The sequence below is a fragment of the Qipengyuania sp. MTN3-11 genome (assembly GCF_042851825.1).
Lineage (GTDB): Bacteria > Pseudomonadota > Alphaproteobacteria > Sphingomonadales > Sphingomonadaceae > Qipengyuania.
Window position 1 is genome coordinate 148,201 of the sequence record NZ_BTGM01000004.1, and the last position, 18,086, is coordinate 166,286.

Below are 18,086 nucleotides of genomic sequence, written 5' to 3' on the forward strand. Positions count from 1 at the left end.
ATACCGGAATGCCCAGCTACACCGCGCCCACCCGCGACACCCGCTTCATCGTCAACGAACTGCTCGATCTCGCCAGCTTCGGCAACCTGCCCGGCTTCGAGATGGCGACCCCGGACGTCACCGACGCGGTGATCGACGAGGGCGGCAAGTTCTGCGCCCAGGTTCTCGCACCGATCAACCAGTCCGGCGATCAGCAGGGCTGCACCCGGCACGAGGACGGTTCGGTGACCACGCCCGATGGCTTCAAGGAGGCCTTCGACCAGTTCCGCGAAGCCGGCTGGGGCACCATCGCAGCGCCCGAGGAGTTCGGCGGGCAGGGCATGCCGCACGTTCTCGGCTTCGTGATGGAGGAGTTCATCTCCAGCGCCAACCAGGCCTTCGGCATGTATCCGGGCCTCACCAACGGCGCGATTTCCGCGCTGATCGCCAAGGGGTCGCAGGAGCAGAAGGAAATGTATCTGCCCAAGATGATCTCCAACCAGTGGACCGGCACGATGAACCTGACCGAGCCGCATTGCGGCACGGACCTGGGCATGATCCGGACCAAGGCGGAGCCTCAGGCCGACGGCAGCTATGCAATCACCGGCACCAAGATCTTCATTTCCGCAGGCGAGCACGACCTTGCCGAGAACATCATCCACCTCGTGCTCGCCAAGACCCCCGGCGCGCCGGACAGCACCAAGGGCATCTCGCTCTTCGTCGTGCCCAAGTTCCTGCTCGACGAGGATGGCAATCCAGGCGAGCGGAACGGGGTCATGTGTGGCTCGATCGAGCACAAGATGGGCATCCACGCCAATTCGACCTGCGTGCTCAATTACGATGGTGCCAAGGGCTGGATGGTCGGCGAGGAAAATAAGGGCCTTGCCGCCATGTTCATCATGATGAACGCCGCGCGGCTCGGGGTGGGCATCCAGGGCCTGAGCCAGGCCGAGGTCGCCTACCAGAACGCGGTCGCCTACGCGCTCGACCGTCGGCAGGGCAGGGCGCTCACCGGCCCCGCCGATCCGCAGGCGCAGGCCGATCCGATCTTCGTCCATCCCGACGTTCGCCGCATGCTGATGGACGCCAAGGCCTTCACCGAGGGCATGCGCGCGCTGGCGCTGTGGGGCGGATTGCTGGTCGATCTGACGCACAAGGCGCAGACCGAGGAGGAACGCGCCGAGGCGGACATGATCCTCGGCCTGATGACCCCGGTGATCAAGGGCTACGGCACCGACAAGGGCTACGAGGTCGCGACCAACATGCAGCAGGTCTTCGGCGGCCATGGCTATATCGAGGAATGGGGCATGAGCCAGTTCGTGCGCGACGCCCGCATCGCCCAGATCTACGAAGGCACCAACGGCATCCAGGCGATGGACCTTTGCGGCCGCAAGCTCGCGCAGAACGGCGGCGCGGCGATCCAGGCGTTCTTCAAGCTGGTCGGCGAGGACATCGCCGCGGCGAAGGGCGACGAGGTTCTCGGTCCGCTCGCCGAGAGCCTCGAGAAGGCCCTCAACGAACAGCAGGCCGCGACCATGTGGTTCATGCAGAACGCGATGCAGAACCCCAATCACCTTGGCGCGGGTGCGCATCACTACATGCACATCATGGGCATCGTCGTGCTCGGCCTGATGTGGCTGCGCATGGCCAGGGTGGCGCAGGACAAGCTCGCCGGATCGCCCGAGGACAAGGCGTTCTACGAAGCCAAGATCGGGACCGCGCGCTATTACATGGATCGGTTCGTGCCCGATGCGGGTGCGCTGCGCCGCAAGCTCGAAAGCGGCGCGGACAGCATGATGGCGCTCGGCGAAGAGGCTTTCGCGACCGCGGCGTGACCCGGTTTATCGGTACCCGGCGCGGGCTGCCCCCGCGCCGGCCTGCCATGCGGGTTGCCTCGCCCTATTCTTCCGGAAGGAAGTCCGGCACCGAGAGATAGCGCTCGCCGGTATCGTAGTTGAAGCCGAGCACCTTCGTCCCGGGGTCGCATTCCGCGAGCTTCTGCCTGATTGCCGCCAGCGTCGCACCGCTGGAGATGCCGACCAGCAGCCCTTCTTCGGCGGCGGAGCGGCGCGCCATCTCCTTGGCATCTTCGGGATCGACCTTGATCGCTCCATCGATCGCCTGGGTGTGAAGGTTGTCCGGCACGAAGCCGGCGCCGATTCCCTGGATCGGGTGCGGACCGGGTTCGCCACCGGAAATCACCGGCGATCCGGCGGGCTCGACCGCATAGGCCTTCATCCCGCTCCAGGCTTTCTTGAGTTCCTCGGCGCAGCCGGTCAGATGGCCGCCGGTGCCCACACCGGTGATCAGCAGGTCGAATGGCGCATCGCGAAAGTCCTCGAGGATCTCCGCTGCCGTGGTGCGCGCATGGACCTTCCAATTGGATTCGTTGTCGAACTGGCTCGGCATCCAGGCACCTTCGGTCTCTTCGACCAGCTCCTTGGCGCGTGCGATCGCGCCCTTCATCCCGCCCTCCTTGGGGGTGAGGTCGAATGTCGCGCCATAGGCGAGCATCAGCCGCCGGCGCTCCACGCTCATGCTTTCCGGCATGACGAGGACGAGCTTGTAGCCCTTGACCGCGGCGACCATCGCCAGCCCGATCCCGGTGTTGCCGCTGGTGGGTTCGACGATCGTGCCGCCCGGCGAGAGCTTGCCGGATTTTTCGGCATCCTCGACCATGGCAAGGGCGATGCGGTCCTTGATCGACCCGCCGGGATTGGCGCGTTCGGACTTCACCCAGACCTCGTGGTCCGGGAAGAGGTTGGCGAGGCGAATGTGCGGCGTACGGCCGATGGTTTCGAGAACGTTGGCGGCTTTCATGGCAGTTGCTCCTGCAGTTTTTCTTCGGGGGTCTCTTCTACCAATTCATCGGGCGGGTCGAAGGTCCGGGTCGTTCGCAGAACCGGGAACAGGCGGGACCACAGAGCCACCGTTACGATCGCGCCGATGCCTCCGGCAACCACCGCCGCGATCGGGCCAAACAGGCTGGCGAGGAAACCGGAGAAGGCATCGCCGCCTTCGTTCGAGGCGCTTATCGTCAGGAGGCTTGCGGAGGAGACCCGCCCGCGTTTGTCGTCCGGCGTGTGTAACTGGATCAACGACTGGCGGATATAGACGCTGAACATGTCCGCTGCGCCTACGACGACGAGCATCGCCAGGCTGAGCGGCATGGAAGTGGAAAGCCCGAATACGATGGTTGCGATGCCGAAGACGGCGACCGCCCACAGCATCTTCGGGCCGACGCCCGTCTTCAGCGGGCGGAAGCTGAACCACGCCGCGGTGAGCGCAGCGCCTATCGCGGGGGCCATCGCCAGTTGCGCCAGGCCGGTCTCCCCGACCTCGAGAATATCGTAGGCGAACGGCGGAAACAGCGCCGTTGCCCCGGCGAGGAACACGGCCATGAGATCGAGCGTGATGGCTCCAAGTACCATTCTGTTCCGAATCACGTAACGCCATCCGTCGATCACTTGTCCGATCGGGCGCTGAGCGCCCGTGATGGGCGAGCGCGGGACCTTGCCGATCATGCTGATCGCCAGGATCGCGATAACGAACAGCAGGCTGGCGATTGCATAGGGCAGGGCAGGCAGCGCATCGTAGGCGTATCCGCCGATCGCCGGGCCGATGATCATCCCCGTCTGCCAGGCAATCGAGGACAGCGCGATGGCGTTGGGCAGGATCGCCTTGGGCACGAGATTGGGCGCGAGCGCGGACAGGGCGGGCCCGTTGAACGCGCGCACGACGCCGAGCAGGACCGCGACGGCGAACAGCGATGCAAGCTCGATCGTCTCGGACCAGGTGAGCCAGGCCAGTACGACCGCTCCCACCAGTTGCAAGAGAATCGTCAACCGCGCGACTGTCTTGCGATTGAACCTGTCGGCCGCGAGGCCGGAGAAGGGCGAGAGCACGAACAGCGGCAGGAACTGGAGCAGGCCGATCAGCGCCAGTTGGCCCGACGCGCCGAATGCATCCATGCCGCTTTCGCGGGCGATCGTGTAGGTCTGCCACCCGATGATCAGGATCATCGCATACTGACCGACGACCATCGAAAAGCGCGCGACCAGATAAGCGCGGAAATTGTGGATGCGGAGGGGGGAGGGGTCCGGATCGATGGCTTTGGCGTCGCTCACCGGCGCACGCATGGCAGCCCCGACTCGACTTGGAAAGGAGTCGCGCCCGGGTCTTTCAAATTTCCCGAATTCTCAGCGCGGGCGGCGCAGGCGCGGGTTGGGTTGCAGCGTGTCGATCAGCGCGAGGAAATCGTCGATGCGGATGATCCGTTCGAACTGGAATCCGGCGCGGTTGTCGCGGGTCCAGATGCAATAGGCCTCGATGCGGCCGATGACGGGCAGACGGACGATCACGCGGTCGCCGCGCGCCAGGTCGCGGGCATCGTCGATCATGAAGCCGTTGGCGGAGAGATTGGCGATATGCATCCGCACGTCGCCGCTGCGGAAATGCTCGGCGATCACCGGATGGTCGACAGGATGGCGTGCCATACGCCGCTGGTCGGTGACGCTGAGCTGGGCTCCGGCGGTCATGATGCGCTTCCCTCCATACGATTTCGTGGGGAAGCTTGTGCCCGAAAAAGGCTGACAAGGGGTTAAGGCGATCGTCCCGAAACGGCACAATTGTGCGGTTTACGGCGCCTTCACCTTCGCAGAATCGCGTGCTTTTTCCGGCCCAGGCTCAACCGGGCCTCCACGCCCTCGGCAAGGGTGAGCAGCATCCCGGGGTCGGAAAGAACCGCGTCGTCGAGCTTTACCGCACCTTCGGCCAGCTTGCGCTTCGCTTCTCCGTTTGATGCGGTGAAGCCGAGCGCGGTGAGCGCGGCGCCCACGCGCATTCCCTCGGCCCCCAGTTCGAGAACGGGCAGATCGCCCCCGCGGCCGCCGGCGAAGGTCTCGCGCGCCGTCGCCGCGGCCTGCTGTGCCGCATCCGCGCCGCGCACCAGCGTGGTCACTTCTGTCGCGAGAAGTGCCTTCACCTCGTTGATCTCGGCACCTTCCAGCGCTTCGAAGCGAGCGATTTCTTCCAGCGGCAGGTCGGTAAACAGCCTCAGGAAGCGGCCAACGTCGCGATCGTCGGTGTTGCGCCAATATTGCCAGAAATCATAGGCCGGCAGCTGATCCTCGTTGAGCCACACCGCACCCGCGGCCGTCTTGCCCATCTTCGCGCCATCCGCGGTGGTCAGCAGCGGGGTGGTCAGGCCGAACAGCTCGCGCCCGTCCATTCGCCGCGCCAGCTCCAGGCCGTTAACGATGTTGCCCCACTGGTCGCTGCCGCCCATCTGCAAGCGGCAGCCGTAGCGCTGGGCCAACTCGCGGAAATCATAGGCCTGCAGGATCATGTAGTTGAATTCGAGAAAGGTCAGCGGCTGTTCGCGCGACAGGCGGAGCTGCACCGAATCGAAGGTCAGCATCCGGTTGACGGTGAAATGCGGCCCGACGGTGCGAAGCAGCTCGATGTAGCCGAGCCCGGAGAGCCATTCGTCGTTGTCGATCATCACCGCGCCGGTCTCGCTGTCGTCGAAGCGCAGCAACCGCTCGAACACCGTCCTGATCGAGGCGATGTTGGCGGCGATGTCGGCATCGGTCAGCATCCTGCGGCTTTCGTCGCGCCCGCTGGGATCGCCGACCTTGGTCGTGCCCCCGCCCATCACCACGATCGGCTTGTGCCCGGCCTGTTGCAGCCGCCGCAGCATCATGATCTGGACCAGGCTCCCAACGTGGAGGCTGGGGGCGGTGGCATCGAAACCGATGTATCCGGGAACGATCTGGCGCGCGGCAAGGGCGTCCAGTCCCTCCGCGTCGGTTGCCTGATGGACATAGCCGCGCGTTTCCAGCACGCGCAGCAGCTCTGATTTATAGGCGCTCATGATGGGAGCGCCGCTAGCATGAGGGAACGAGCGTGCAAACGCATGAGTTGCTCGCGCATCCGGCGCATCCGCCGGTCGCGATTCGCCGGGTCGAGGCGAAAGTGATCGGCCGCAATCATCAATGGCTGCGCGTGAGGTGGCGGATCGACGGGGTCGGCAAGCTCGTCGTGCCCCAGTTCGCCGGCAAGGGCCGTCAGGACGGTCTGTGGCGGACGACCTGTTTCGAGCTTTTCCTGCGGCCGCGGGGCGCCGAGGCCTATTGCGAGTTCAATTTCAGCCCGTCCGAACGCTGGGCGGCTTACGATTTCGACGCCGTGCGCGAGGGGATGCGCGAACGCGCGATGCCGCGCGAGCCCGACTGCGTCATCCGGCTCGGCCAGGCGATGGCGATCTTCGACGTCGCCATCCCCGCAGCCGGCGTTCCCACGGGCGTGGCGGCGATGAACCTCGCCGCCGTGATCGAGGAAGAGGGCGGACGGCTGAGCTATTGGGCGCTGTCCCATCCCGATGCCGAAAAGCCCGATTTCCACGACCAATCTTGCTTCGCGGCCAAGCTTGAGGCACCCCGGGGCCCATGAAATTCGGCATCGACCGGCTCCTCGCAGACCCGGAACTTCGCAGACCGCTCGAGGGCAAAAGGATCGCACTGGTCGCGCATCCCGCATCGGTGACGGCAGATTTGACCCATAGCCTCGACGCGCTGATCGCGGCCGGGGTCAACGTTGCCAGCGCTTTTGGCCCGCAGCACGGGCTCAAGGGCGACAAGCAGGACAACATGGTCGAGACTGCGGACGAGACCGATCCGCAATACGGCATCCCGGTGTTCAGCCTCTACGGCGAGGTCCGCCGCCCGAGCGGACAAATGATGTCCAGCGCGGACATATTTCTGTTCGACCTGCAGGATCTGGGCTGCCGCATCTACACCTTCGTCACCACACTGCTCTACCTGCTCGAGGAAGCGGCGAAGCACGGCAAGGCGGTCTGGGTGTTGGATCGCCCCAACCCCGCGGGCCGCCCAGTCGAGGGGACATTGCTCGAACCGGGGCAGGAAAGCTTCGTAGGTGCGGCACCCATGCCCATGCGCCATGGCCTGACCCTGGGCGAGATGGGGCACTGGTTTGTCGGCCATTTCGGCCTCGACGTCGATTACCGCGTGATCCAGATGGAGGGCTGGCAGCCGGAGGGCCCCGGGCATGGCTGGCCGAGCGACCGGGTATGGATCAACCCGAGCCCCAACGCTGCCAACGTAAATATGGCCCGCGCCTACGCCGGGACGGTGATGCTCGAGGGAACCACGCTGAGCGAGGGCAGGGGGACCACTCGCCCACTCGAAGTCCTGTTCGGCGCGCCCGATCTCGACGCGAAGGCGGTGCTGGCGGAAATGGACCGCGTTGCACCCGACTGGCTGTCAGGCTGCGCTCTGCGCGAATGCTGGTTCGAGCCGACCTTCCACAAGCATGCGGGTACGCTGTGCAGCGCGCTGATGATCCATGCCGAAGGGCCGTTCTATCGGCACGATGCCTTCCGCCCTTGGCGGCTTCAGGCCCTGGCCCTCAAGGCGATCCGCCGGCTTTATCCCGATTACGATCTGTGGCGCGACTTTCCCTACGAATACGAGCTTGAGCGTCTCGCGATCGATGTGATCAACGGAGGATCGTCGCTGCGCGAGTGGGTCGACGATGCCGCGGCAAAGCCCGCCGACCTTGATCGTGTTGCGACCGCCGGCGAGAACCGCTGGCGGGAGGAAACCCGTAACCTGTTGCTTTACTGAACACTGCGATCAGTTAGCCGGGATCAGCAGTGCCGGGTTTTGTTCGATCTCGGGCACCGGGCGGACATCGCTGGTATCGCGCGCCATCACCAGCGCCGGACACCCCTCGATCCGCTGATCGACCGCCTTGACGAACAACGGCTCCTCGGGGCTTGCCGGGCGACGGTCGAGGTCCGGCAGTCCGCTTTCGGCACGCACGCGACGGACAGCATCGCGGCAGTGGCGCTTTCTGGAATTGGCGTCCTCGATATCGCGCCACTGCGCGGCAGGTCGCTCGTAGGCGGGCTGGTCGAGCGCCAGCGGAGCGGGCCCCGGCGGAACGATGCTCGCAACCGCGGCCGTGGCGAAGGTTAGCAATCCGGCGATGGTGATCGAAGTCGGCATGTTGCTCTCCTTGGCGGGAAGCTACCCTAACCCTGCTTGCGGCTCAATTCGCGCATCGCGTCGTCCAGCCCGTCGAGAGTGAGCGGATACATCCGGTCGTTGACCAGATGCTTCATCACCTTGGTCGATTGAGAATAATTCCATTGCTTTTCCGGAACCGGATTGAGCCAGACTGTCGCCGGATAGGTGTTGGTCACCCGCTCCATCCAGGTCGTCCCCGCTTCCTCGTTCATATGCTCGACGCTGCCCCCCGGATGAGTGATCTCGTAGGGGCTCATCGCCGCATCGCCGACGAAGATCACCTTGTAGTCGTGACCGTATTTGTGGAGCACGTCCCAGGTCTTGGTGCGCTCGGTCCAGCGACGGCGATTGTCCTTCCACACGCCCTCGTAGAGACAATTATGGAAGTAGAAGAATTCGAGGTTCTTGAACTCCGCGGTGGCGGCGCTGAACAGCTCCTCGACCAGCTTGATGAACGGATCCATCGACCCGCCGACATCGAGGAAAAGCAGCAACTTGACCGCATTGTGTCGCTCCGGCCGCATGTGAATGTCGAGCCAGCCCTGCTTGGCGGTGCCTTCGATCGTCGCGTCGATGTCGAGCTCGTCCGCCGCGCCTTCGCGCGCGAACCGGCGTAGCCGGCGCAGCGCCATCTTGATGTTGCGCGTGCCGAGCTCCCTGGTGTTGTCGAGGTTCTTGAACTCGCGCTTGTCCCACACCTTGATCGCGCGCTTGTGCTTGCTCTCGCCGCCGATCCGCACGCCTTCCGGGTTGTAGCCCGAATGGCCGAAGGGCGAGGTGCCCCCGGTGCCGATCCACTTGCTCCCGCCCTCGTGCCGCTCCTTCTGCTCCTCCAGACGTTTCTTGAGCGTCTCCATGATCTCGTCCCAGTCGCCCAGGCTCTTGATCTGCTCCATCTCCTCGGGGCTGAGGAACTTCTCGGCAACCGCCTTCAGCCAGTCCTCGGGCACTTCCACCGGGTTCTGTCCGTAATCGGTGAGAATGCCCTTGAAGACCTTGGAGAAGACCTGATCGAAACGGTCGAGCAGGCCTTCGTCCTTTACGAAGGTCGCGCGGCTGAGATAGTAGAAGGCTTCGGGCGACTGTTCGATGACATCGCGGTCGAGCGCCTCGAGCAGGGTGAGGTGCTCCTTGAGGCTCGCTGGGATACCGGCGGCGCGCAACTCGTCGACGAACTGGAAGAACATGTGGGCTTACCTACGCGCGCCCGACCGGGAGTTCCAGCCCCGACTAGGACGGTCCTACAGATGGGGCGTTTAAGCTGCCGCTAACCATTCGGGATTAGGCGTCGAACGCGACAGGGGGCTGTGCAAATTTATGGAAATGGCAAAGATCCAATCTCGGGATGCCACGGCGATTGACGGTATCCCGGAAGCCATCGGCAAGGTGACCGTCGGCTGTTCGGACGTGGCCGGCCTGGTGCAGAAGGTGATCAATTCCTTCGGCCGCCTGCGCGCCGAACATGTCGAGCTGCAGGGCACGGTCGAAGCCCTCAATTCGGATCAGGACCGCGTTCTGGAAGCGAGCGAGGAAGCGCGCCTGTTGTCGCAACGGGCGATCGCCCGGCTGGCCGACGGGACCGAGATGATCGAATCCTCGCTGGCCGAGATCGGCAATCTCATCGATCTCGTCGAGACGCTGTCTGCGCATGTCACCGGCTTCGCGGCAGCGATGGACCAGGTGCGCCGGTCGGCACAGGAGATCGACCGGATCGCCGAGACCACCAACATCCTTGCGCTCAACGCCACCATCGAAGCCATGCGCGCCGGCGAGCAGGGACGGACCTTCGCGGTGGTCGCCAACGAGGTCAAATCTCTGGCTGGCGACACCCGCCGGGCGACCGAGGAGATAGGCCGCACGATCGACACGCTGGGCGGCGAGGCCCAGATGGTCATCGAGAAGATCGAAACCGGCAGCGCCGCGAGCGGCCGCGCCAAGCTTCAGGTCGCCACCATCCAGGACACGCTCGACGGCGTCTCCGGACTGATCGGCGAGGTCGACCAGCAGCAGGAGCAGATTGCCCGTAACACCGCCACGATTTCCACCCATGTCGACAAGGTCCGGGGCGTGCTCGGCGGTTTCGACGATGCGGTCCGCGCCAACGAAACCAGCCTCGAGACCGCGCAGGATAGGATGCAGGGTCTCGAACTCACCGCCAGCGAAATGTTCGACCAACTGGTCAAGGCCGGGCTGTCGCCGCAGGACAGCGCCATGGTCGAGGAGGCCCAGAACCGCGCGCGGGAGGCATGCGATGCGATCGAAGCCGCGATCGCCGCGAGAGCGTTGGACGCATCCCAAATCTTCGATACGGCCTACGAACCGATCCCCGGTTCCAATCCGGAGCGCTACCGCACCAAACTGACCGACTGGGCGCACACGCACTGGCGCCCGCTGCTCGATGCCGCCGCTGCCGAAATCGGCCCGGTGATGGCTGCGGCCTGCACCGATCGCAACGGGTACCTGCCCACCCATCTGACCAAGCATTCGCAGGCCCCGACCGGGGACATCGCCTACGACACGCAATTCTGCCGCAACGGCCGCATCATCTTCGCGCCGGTCGACCGCAAGGCCAAGGCGAGCGAGGCACCGTACATGATGGCCGTCTATCGCCAGGAGGGCGACGGCAAGACCTACCGGGTGGTCCGCAACGTCTACATCCCCCTGTTCGTCGCCGGACGACGCTGGGGCGATTTCGAACTGGCCTATTCGTTCGACTGAAGCGCGGTCGCTTGCCTAGCTCTGTCGGCGGGCCATGAAGGCTAGGCGTTCGAACATCATCACGTCCTGCTCGTTCTTGAGCAGCGCACCGTGGAGCGGCGGGATGGCGCTGTTCGGGTTCGTGTCCTGCAGCACCTCGATGGGCATGTCCTCGTTGAGGAGCAGCTTGAGCCAGTCGAGCAGTTCACTGGTGCTCGGCTTCTTCTTCAGACCCGGAACCTCGCGCAACTCGTAGAAGATCTCCATTGCCTTGGTGACGAGGCTTTTCTGGATGTCCGGGAAGTGGACCTCGATGATCTCGCGCATCGTCTCCCGGTCGGGAAACTTGATGTAATGGAAGAAGCAGCGGCGCAGAAAGGCGTCGGGCAGTTCCTTCTCGTTGTTCGAGGTGATGACCACGATCGGGCGTTCCCTGGCTTCGATCCGGGTATGCGTTTCGTAGACGTCGAAACTCATCCGATCGAGTTCCTGGAGCAGATCGTTGGGAAACTCGATGTCGGCCTTGTCGATCTCGTCGATTAGCAGCACGGGCAGTTCGGGGGCGCTGAAGGCCTCCCACAGCTTGCCCTTCTTGATGTAGTTCGAAATGTCGTGGACCCGCTCGTCGCCAAGCTGACCGTCGCGCAGCCGCGCCACCGCGTCGTATTCGTAGAGCCCCTGCTGCGCCTTGGTCGTCGACTTGACGTTCCATTCGATCAGCGGCGCGCCGATCGCCTTGGCGATTTCGTGCGCCAGCACGGTCTTGCCGGTCCCCGGCTCGCCCTTGACCAGCAGGGGACGGCGCAACAACACCGCCGCATTCACCGCGACCTTGAGGTCTTCGGTAGCGATGTAGGACCGGGTGCCCTCGAAACGGGTCGGCTCGGAGGTCTTCTCTGGCGTCTTTTCGGACATGGGTTTTCCCTTGAAACTCGTGCCCGGCGTTAGGGTGCGGGCACGAGGCGTGCAAGGGGGCGTTGTCAGACCAGACACTCAGGAGGGCGAATGCCGACCCAGGATATTTCGATCGAAACCGCCGCAGGATATACGCTTTCCGGCGCGCTCGAACTGCCGACCGGGCTGGTCCGCGGGGCGGCGCTATTCGCTCATTGCTTCACCTGCACCAAGCAGAGCCGGGCGGCGGTGGAGGTGACTCGGGCGCTGGCGCGCGAGGGCATTGCGACCCTGCGGTTCGATTTTACCGGCCTGGGGGAGAGCGAGGGCGAATTCGGTCGGGCCGGCTTCGCCGCCGACGTCGGCGATCTCGTCGCGGCTGGAGAGCATCTGGTCGAACGGTTCGGGCAGCCGCTGCTCCTCGTCGGTCACAGCCTCGGCGGGGCGGCGGTGCTCGCCGCGGCCGACGATCTGGGTGACGCGAAGGTCGCCGCAATCGCCACCATCGGCGCGCCCTCGAACGTGCCTCATGTGCTCGAGAACATCGATGGCGACCTCCCGGCGATCCGCAAGTCGGGGCAGGGCGAGGTGAGCATCGGCGGGCGCAGCTTCCAGCTCGGCCGGGAATTCCTCGAACGGGTCGAGGCGGTCGACCTGCTTGCCGAGGTCGAGAAGCTGCGCAAGCCGCTGCTGTTCCTCCATTCGCCCACCGACCGCGTGGTGGGGATCGAGAATGCCGGCGCGCTGTTCGAGGCGGCCAAACATCCCAAGAGCTTCGTCAGCCTCGATCATGCCGATCACCTCCTGCTGGACCCCGCCGACGCCGAATTCACCGCGGGAGTGATCGCCGCCTGGGCGCACCGCTACCTGCCGCTGCGCGACGACTGGCCGATGCCGGAGAAGGGCGTCGTCGTGAAGACCGGCCACGGCAAGTTCGGCACCGAGGTCCACACCGGCAGTCACCGCTTCCTTGCCGACGAACCGCGCAGCTACGGCGGCGACGATAGCGGTCCGACGCCCTACGACCTATTGCTCGCGGCGCTGGGGACCTGCACGGCGATGACCATGCGGATGTATGCCGAACGCAAGGGCTGGCCCTTGGAAGGCACGACCATCCACCTGACGCACGAGCGCGATCACGTGACCGATTGCAAGGATTGCCTGGAGGAAACCGGCATGGCCGCGCAGGCGCTGGTGCGCGAGATCGCGGTGGATGGCCCCGACCTGAGCGAAGAACAGATCGCGAAGCTCGTCGAAATGGCCGATCGCTGTCCGGTACACCGGACCCTCGAGGGTCACATCGAAGTGATCACGAAGCGGGGGAAGCCGCCTGTCTCTTCCTGACCCGCAGGCGCTGCGCGGTTCCGTTCTCGCACGGCACCCGATCGAGTTCGCTGTCGAGACTGCGGGAAATCGCCGCGACAATGCGCATGCCGAGCCCGGTTCCCTGCGGCTCCGGAGCATCGCCCATTCCCGCCCCGTCGTCGGCGACGGTAACGGTGTAGCTCCCTTCTCCCTCGTCGGTCAGCGACACGGCGATGGTCCCTTCCGTACGATCGGCGAAAGCGTATTTGGCGGCATTGGTCACCAGTTCGTTGACCACGACGCCGATCGACACCGCCTCGTCTGGTGAGACTTCGACCGGGTCTGCGGCGAAGGTCATCGCGATCGCAGTGCTGCCTTCGGAAATGCTGCCGCGCAGCTCGGCAATCAGGCTGGCGAGGTATTCGTCGAGATCCATCGTCTGGATGTCGCCGCGGGTGTAGAGGTTCTGATGAACCTTGCTGATCGCCTTGATGCGGTTCTGCGTCGACGCGAGGATGTCGCGCGCCTCGGCAACCTCGGTCTGGTTGGCCTGCATGCCGACGAAGCTGAGGACCATCTGCAGGCTGTTGGATACCCGGTGATGGACTTCGCGAATGAGCATTTCGAGCCGTTCGTTGGCCGCGCGAAGATCGAGCTCCATCCGCCGCTTCTCGAGTTCGAGAGCATTGCGCGCAAGCGCCTGGCGGAACCGGCCGGCGAGAAGATCGAAGAAGCTCTCGCCCACCGTCTTGACCACGAAATCCGAGGCCCCGGCGTGGATCGCCTCGACAGCCACCGCAGTGTCGTCGTTCCCGGTCACGAACACGACGGGCGGATGGTCGGCGCGGGAGACGATTTCGTCCAGCATCTCGCGCCCGTTCTTGCCCGGCATGTAGTGATCGATCGCGACCAAAGCGAAATCGCCGCTGGCGAGCGCGGCGAGACCTTCTTCGGCGCTGGCAGCGGTCTCGACCGCAAAGCCGCGCCGCTTCAGCGCACGCTGAACCAGACGGCGCAGGCCGTCGTCGTCGTCGACATAAAGGATGCGCGGGTCGGCTATTGCCGGGGAACCTCGGGAACCTGGATCACCGACAGAAACAGGCCGAGCTGCCGGATCGCATCGGCGAAGCTTTCGTAATTGACCGGCTTGGTGATGTAGACGTTGCAACCCAGATCGTAGCAGCGCTGGATCTCGACCTTGTCGTCGGTTGTGGTGAGGACGACCACCGGAGTGGCGTGCAGGCGCTCGTCGCCCTTGATCTTCTCCAGGATCGACGTCCCCGACATGTCCGGCAGGTTGAGATCGAGCAGCACCAGTGCGGGGCCATTCCTGGCCGGGCCTTCCGGATCGTTGAACAGATAGTCGAGCGCGCTGGTTCCTTCGGCGAAATGCTTGATGTCGTTGGAAATGCCAGCGCGGCGGATGTTCTTCTCGATGAGGCGCGCGTGCCCCTCGTCATCCTCGATCATGACGATGTTGACGGTCATCTGGTTGTTCATGTGGCGCTTTCCTGGGGAGAGAAATCGGCGGGGAGCAAAAGCCTGAAACGGGCCCCCTGGTCAAGTTCGGATTCGACCTCGACCGTTCCGCCGAGCCGGTAGGCAAGGGCGCGGACGTTGGCGAGGCCGATGCCTTCACCCTTCTGGTCCTGCGCGCCTGCGCGCCGGAACAGGTCGAAAATGCGTTGGTGGTCGTCGGGTGCGATCCCGCGTCCGTTGTCGGTCACGTCGATCCGCACCATCCCCGAACTGCGGCTACCCTCGATGGTCACCTCGCCGGCGCGCTTGGGGCTGAGGTATTTGAGGGCATTCTCGATCAGGTTCTGAAGGATCTGCTCGATCGCGATCCTGTCGCTTTCGAGATCGGGAATGCGGCCTACCGTCACCTGCGCCCCGGCCTCCTCGATCCGCTGCTGCAGCGACGCGACGATGCCCTCGACCAGCGCTTCCATCTCGAGCTGCTCGGGCTTGAGCGTGCGCCGGCCTTGGCGCGACAGTTCGAGGATCGAATTGATCAGCCGGTCCATCTTCTCGGTCGAGGTGCGAATGAAGCCGAGTGCTTCGGGAAGGTCTTCATCGACCGCCAGCCAGGCACCTTCGTCGCGCAGCTCCGGATGATCGCGATAGATCTCTTCGAGATGGGCGTGAATGAGCTTGCGTGCCTCGTCGAGCTCGGCGGTGAAGCCCAGCACGTTGACCAGCGGCGAGCGCAGATCGTGGCTGACGATATAGGCGAAGCGCTGGATTTCCTCGTTGGCGCGGCTCAGCGCTGCGGTCCGTGCGGCGACCGTGCTTTCCAGCGTGTCGTTGGCACGACGCAGGCCGACCTGCGCAGCGGTGAGGTCGCGGTTGTAGCGCAGCACCAGGACGATCACCGTGCCCATGAGTGCCAACAGGACGAAGAAGGCGAGGCCGCCGACGACATAGAATTGCACCAGCGAATCGAGCTGGTTGCGGTTGCGCACGCGCAATTGCTCTTCCTGCCCCTGCGCGAGGCTCCCGGTGATGGCGCGGATCTCTCGAAGGATCAGCACGCCGGGATCGGCATCGAGGTCGAGTTCGGGCAATGCCGGGGCGGTATCCGCAGCTTCGTCGGAAGGATCGGCCGTTTCACTGACAGAGGGGGGGTTGTCGTCGAGCGGCTCGCTGCCAGGAGAGTCGAGTTCGAAGGGGTTGAAATCTCGGGTTTCGCCGCCTTCGGACCCGGTGGGCTCTGTCGGTGGCCGATCGGGGATCAGGAGGCGCGCCGCGACCCGACGGGGATCGGCGAAGGTCTCGTCGATCAGGTCGATTCGGTCGGCCTGGAGTTCGGCGATGCGATCGAGCGATTCCCTCCCTTCGTAGTCGCTGGCAAAGAGCGACCGGAGCCCATTCAGCTCGCGATCGAAACCCGTGGTCGCCTCGCGGATCACCCGCGCGAAGACGGGGTCCGGCTGGATCAGGAAGCCGCGGCGTCCGTTCTCGATCTGCTCGTTGAAGGTCGATAGCCGGTTGAGCGCGGTCTGGCGGCGCAGGGTGTTTTCGACCATCTCCGTCTCTTCGGTGATCCGGCCGAGCGTCATCGTCGCTGCGGTGATGGCGATCACCAGCAGCACCGCGCCCACGATCAGTCCGGCAGCGAACAGCTGGCGGCCCCGGTTCTCGTAAAGCGACCGCCAGCGCGACGCCCGGCGGTCAGGCATCGATCAGCTCGCGGTCGAATTCGCCCGCATTGTTCTGGATGAAGTTGAAGCGGTGTTCGGGATTGCGCCCCATCAGCTGGTCGACCAGTTCCTTGACCACCGCGCGCTGCTCGAATTCCTGGGGCAGGGTAATGCGAATAAGGCTGCGGCTTTCGGGATTCATCGTGGTTTCGCGCAGCTGCGCCGGATTCATCTCGCCCAGACCCTTGAATCGTCCGACCTCGACCTTCCTGCCCTTGAACACCGTCGTTTCGAGTTCCGCCCGGTGGGCATCGTCGCGGGCGTAGCGGCTCTCCTTGCCCGCGGTCAGGCGATAGAGCGGGGGCTGGGCCAGGAACAGATGCCCCTTGCGGACGATCTCGGGCATTTCCTGGAAGAAGAAGGTCATCAGCAGCGTCGCGATATGCGCACCGTCGACATCGGCATCGGTCATGATGATGATGCGGTCGTAGCGAAGGCTTTCCGGATCGCAGTCCTTGCGCGTGCCGCAGCCCATGGCGAGGATCAGGTCGGCGATCTCGGAATTGGCGCGGATCTTGTCCGCCGTGGCGCTGGCGACGTTGAGGATCTTGCCGCGGATCGGGAGGATCGCCTGGGTCTTGCGGTCTCGCGCCTGCTTGGCACTGCCTCCGGCGGAATCGCCCTCGACGATGAAAAGCTCGGTTTCAGCATCGGTCTCGCCCGAACAATCGGTGAGCTTGCCGGGCAGGCGCAGCTTCTTGGCGTTGGTCGCGGTCTTGCGCTTGACCTCGCGTTCCTGCTTGCGCCGGAGCCGCTCGTCCATGCGCTCCATGACCTCGCCGAGCAGCGCCTTGCCGCGGTCCATGTTGTCGGAGAGGAAATGGTCGAAATGGTCGCGCACCGCATTCTCGACCAGGCGCGCCGCCTCGGGCGAGGTGAGCCGGTCCTTGGTCTGCGACTGGAATTGCGGATCGCGGATGAAGACCGACAGCATCACCTCGGCTCCGGTCATCACGTCGTCGGCGGAAATGTCCTTCGCCTTCTTCGTGCCGGTGAGCTCGCCGAAGGCGCGAAGCCCCTTGGTCAGCGCCGCGCGCAGCCCCTGTTCGTGGGTGCCGCCGTCGGGCGTGGGGACGGTGTTGCAGTACCAGCTGGTCGAGCCGTCCGAATAGAGCGGCCAGGCGATTGCCCATTCGACCCGGCCCATCTCCTCCGAAAAGTCCTGCCTTCCGGTAAAGGGCTGGGCGGTCACGCATTCTCGTTCACCCACTTGTTCGGCAAGGTGATCGGCCAGACCGCCAGGGAATTTGAACGAAGCTTCCTCGGGCACATCGTCGCTCGCGAGCGCGGAATCGCATTTCCAGCGGATCTCGACCCCGGCGAAGAGGTAGGCCTTGGACCGCGCGAGCTTGAACAGCCGCTTGGGATTGAAACTCCGCTCGCCGAAGATTTCCGGGTCGGGCGTGAAGGAAACGGTGGTGCCGCGGCGGTTGGGGGTGGGTTCGGGTCCATCAATCCCGCCGGTCGGATGGCCCTGCGCGAATTCCTGCGCCCACAGCTGCTTGTCGCGCGCCACCTCGACCCGCGTATGGCTGGACAGCGCGTTGACCACGCTCACCCCGACGCCATGCAGCCCCCCGCTGGTGGCATAGGCCTTGCCCGAGAATTTGCCGCCCGAATGGAGCGTGGTCATGATCACTTCGAGCGTGGACTTGCCCGGATATTTCGGATGCTCGGCCACCGGGATGCCGCGGCCGTTGTCGCTGACGGTCACGCGGTTGCCCTCTTCCAGCCTCAGCTCGATGCGGTTGGCGTGCCCCGCCACTGCCTCGTCCATTGCATTGTCGAGCACTTCGGCAACGAGGTGGTGCAGCGCCCGGTCGTCGGTCCCGCCGATATACATGCCGGGCCGGCGACGGACGGGCTCGAGCCCCTCGAGCACCTCGATCGATGAGGCATCGTAGTCGCCGCCGGAGGTGGCGGGCGCGTTTTCGAACAGGTCGTCGGACATTGCCCG

16 protein-coding genes are annotated in these 18,086 nt (G+C 64.7%); 5 read left to right on the plus strand and 11 right to left on the minus strand.

Annotation, left to right across the window (positions count from 1 at the left end):
* Nucleotides 1-8: 8 nt before the first annotated feature.
* Complete coding sequence (locus ACGHN1_RS13520; RefSeq protein ID WP_390551386.1) at nt 9-1,814, plus strand: acyl-CoA dehydrogenase C-terminal domain-containing protein; 1,806 nt, start codon at nt 9-11, stop codon at nt 1,812-1,814.
* A 64-nt stretch (nt 1,815-1,878) separates the two neighbouring features.
* Here ACGHN1_RS13520 and cysK read toward each other — a convergent pair whose 3' ends face one another.
* The 4 genes from cysK to tyrS form a co-directional block, all read right to left on the minus strand.
* A complete protein-coding gene (gene cysK / locus ACGHN1_RS13525; RefSeq protein ID WP_390551387.1) occupies nt 1,879-2,799 on the minus strand; it encodes a cysteine synthase A in 921 nt (306 codons plus the stop codon).
* Entirely contained in the window at nt 2,796-4,118 is a 1,323-nt protein-coding gene (locus tag ACGHN1_RS13530) for an MFS transporter (RefSeq protein ID WP_390551388.1), read from the minus strand. The genes cysK and ACGHN1_RS13530 overlap by 4 nt, the downstream gene beginning before the upstream one ends.
* Nucleotides 4,119-4,178: 60 nt before the next feature.
* On the minus strand, nt 4,179-4,517 hold the full coding sequence (locus tag ACGHN1_RS13535; RefSeq protein WP_390551389.1) for a PilZ domain-containing protein: 339 nt from the start codon (nt 4,515-4,517) through the stop codon (nt 4,179-4,181).
* A 110-nt stretch (nt 4,518-4,627) separates the two neighbouring features.
* Nucleotides 4,628-5,854, minus strand: coding sequence for a tyrosine--tRNA ligase (gene tyrS, locus ACGHN1_RS13540; RefSeq protein ID WP_390551390.1), 1,227 nt, complete (start codon nt 5,852-5,854; stop codon nt 4,628-4,630).
* Nucleotides 5,855-5,886: 32 nt separating this feature from the next.
* Here tyrS and ACGHN1_RS13545 point away from each other — a divergent pair, with 32 nt between their 5' ends.
* Together ACGHN1_RS13545 and ACGHN1_RS13550 are read left to right on the plus strand one after the other, a co-directional pair.
* Nucleotides 5,887-6,432: a DOMON-like domain-containing protein gene (locus ACGHN1_RS13545; RefSeq protein ID WP_390551391.1), complete on the plus strand. Its 546-nt coding sequence runs from the start codon at nt 5,887-5,889 to the stop codon at nt 6,430-6,432.
* Nucleotides 6,429-7,625, plus strand: a complete 1,197-nt coding sequence (locus tag ACGHN1_RS13550) for an exo-beta-N-acetylmuramidase NamZ domain-containing protein (protein WP_390551392.1) — start codon at nt 6,429-6,431, stop codon at nt 7,623-7,625. The genes ACGHN1_RS13545 and ACGHN1_RS13550 overlap by 4 nt, the downstream gene beginning before the upstream one ends.
* A gap of 9 nt (nt 7,626-7,634) precedes the next feature.
* Here the strand turns inward: ACGHN1_RS13550 and ACGHN1_RS13555 are convergent, their stop codons facing one another.
* Together ACGHN1_RS13555 and ACGHN1_RS13560 are read right to left on the minus strand one after the other, a co-directional pair.
* Nucleotides 7,635-8,009, minus strand: coding sequence for a hypothetical protein (locus ACGHN1_RS13555; protein ID WP_390551393.1), 375 nt, complete (start codon nt 8,007-8,009; stop codon nt 7,635-7,637).
* Between the two features lie 26 nt (nt 8,010-8,035).
* Entirely contained in the window at nt 8,036-9,217 is a 1,182-nt protein-coding gene (locus tag ACGHN1_RS13560; protein WP_390551394.1) for a VWA domain-containing protein, read from the minus strand.
* A gap of 136 nt (nt 9,218-9,353) precedes the next feature.
* On the opposite strand from ACGHN1_RS13560, the gene ACGHN1_RS13565 reads away from it, so the two are divergent.
* Nucleotides 9,354-10,748 carry a methyl-accepting chemotaxis protein gene (locus tag ACGHN1_RS13565; RefSeq protein WP_390551395.1) on the plus strand — a complete coding sequence of 465 codons (1,395 nt, stop codon included), beginning with the start codon at nt 9,354-9,356 and terminating at the stop codon, nt 10,746-10,748.
* Nucleotides 10,749-10,763: 15 nt separating this feature from the next.
* On the opposite strand, the gene ACGHN1_RS13570 is transcribed toward ACGHN1_RS13565, so the two are convergent.
* A complete protein-coding gene (locus tag ACGHN1_RS13570; RefSeq protein ID WP_390551396.1) occupies nt 10,764-11,642 on the minus strand; it encodes an AAA family ATPase in 879 nt (292 codons plus the stop codon).
* A 90-nt stretch (nt 11,643-11,732) separates the two neighbouring features.
* Here ACGHN1_RS13570 and ACGHN1_RS13575 point away from each other — a divergent pair, with 90 nt between their 5' ends.
* Nucleotides 11,733-12,965, plus strand: coding sequence for an alpha/beta fold hydrolase (locus ACGHN1_RS13575; protein WP_390551397.1), 1,233 nt, complete (start codon nt 11,733-11,735; stop codon nt 12,963-12,965).
* Here the strand turns inward: ACGHN1_RS13575 and ACGHN1_RS13580 are convergent.
* The 4 genes from ACGHN1_RS13580 to parE are packed head-to-tail and all read right to left on the minus strand — an operon-like array spanning nt 12,931 to nt 18,080.
* Nucleotides 12,931-14,094: a sensor histidine kinase gene (locus ACGHN1_RS13580; RefSeq protein ID WP_390551398.1), complete on the minus strand. Its 1,164-nt coding sequence runs from the start codon at nt 14,092-14,094 to the stop codon at nt 12,931-12,933. The genes ACGHN1_RS13575 and ACGHN1_RS13580 overlap by 35 nt on opposite strands.
* A complete protein-coding gene (locus ACGHN1_RS13585) occupies nt 13,983-14,426 on the minus strand; it encodes a response regulator (protein ID WP_390551399.1) in 444 nt (147 codons plus the stop codon). Before ACGHN1_RS13585 ends, ACGHN1_RS13580 begins: the two co-directional genes overlap by 112 nt.
* Entirely contained in the window at nt 14,423-16,108 is a 1,686-nt protein-coding gene (locus tag ACGHN1_RS13590; RefSeq protein WP_390551400.1) for an ATP-binding protein, read from the minus strand. The genes ACGHN1_RS13585 and ACGHN1_RS13590 overlap by 4 nt, the downstream gene beginning before the upstream one ends.
* Nucleotides 16,101-18,080, minus strand: a complete 1,980-nt coding sequence (gene parE / locus ACGHN1_RS13595) for a DNA topoisomerase IV subunit B (RefSeq protein ID WP_390551401.1) — start codon at nt 18,078-18,080, stop codon at nt 16,101-16,103. Before parE ends, ACGHN1_RS13590 begins: the two co-directional genes overlap by 8 nt.
* Nucleotides 18,081-18,086: the final 6 nt, after the last annotated feature.

Excerpts from the sequence above, each read along its gene's own strand:
- ACGHN1_RS13520 (WP_390551386.1), top strand. The coding sequence starts at position 9 with ATGCCCAGCTACACCGCGCCCACCCGCGACACCCGCTTCATCGTCAAC.
- cysK (WP_390551387.1), bottom strand. The coding sequence starts at position 2,799 with ATGAAAGCCGCCAACGTTCTCGAAACCATCGGCCGTACGCCGCACATT.
- ACGHN1_RS13530 (WP_390551388.1), bottom strand. The coding sequence starts at position 4,118 with ATGCGTGCGCCGGTGAGCGACGCCAAAGCCATCGATCCGGACCCCTCC.
- ACGHN1_RS13535 (WP_390551389.1), bottom strand. The coding sequence starts at position 4,517 with ATGACCGCCGGAGCCCAGCTCAGCGTCACCGACCAGCGGCGTATGGCA.
- tyrS (WP_390551390.1), bottom strand. The coding sequence starts at position 5,854 with ATGAGCGCCTATAAATCAGAGCTGCTGCGCGTGCTGGAAACGCGCGGC.
- ACGHN1_RS13550 (WP_390551392.1), top strand. The coding sequence starts at position 6,429 with ATGAAATTCGGCATCGACCGGCTCCTCGCAGACCCGGAACTTCGCAGA.
- ACGHN1_RS13555 (WP_390551393.1), bottom strand. The coding sequence starts at position 8,009 with ATGCCGACTTCGATCACCATCGCCGGATTGCTAACCTTCGCCACGGCC.
- ACGHN1_RS13560 (WP_390551394.1), bottom strand. The coding sequence starts at position 9,217 with ATGTTCTTCCAGTTCGTCGACGAGTTGCGCGCCGCCGGTATCCCAGCG.
- ACGHN1_RS13565 (WP_390551395.1), top strand. The coding sequence starts at position 9,354 with ATGGCAAAGATCCAATCTCGGGATGCCACGGCGATTGACGGTATCCCG.
- ACGHN1_RS13570 (WP_390551396.1), bottom strand. The coding sequence starts at position 11,642 with ATGTCCGAAAAGACGCCAGAGAAGACCTCCGAGCCGACCCGTTTCGAG.
- ACGHN1_RS13575 (WP_390551397.1), top strand. The coding sequence starts at position 11,733 with ATGCCGACCCAGGATATTTCGATCGAAACCGCCGCAGGATATACGCTT.
- ACGHN1_RS13585 (WP_390551399.1), bottom strand. The coding sequence starts at position 14,426 with ATGAACAACCAGATGACCGTCAACATCGTCATGATCGAGGATGACGAG.
- ACGHN1_RS13590 (WP_390551400.1), bottom strand. The coding sequence starts at position 16,108 with ATGCCTGACCGCCGGGCGTCGCGCTGGCGGTCGCTTTACGAGAACCGG.
- parE (WP_390551401.1), bottom strand. The coding sequence starts at position 18,080 with ATGTCCGACGACCTGTTCGAAAACGCGCCCGCCACCTCCGGCGGCGAC.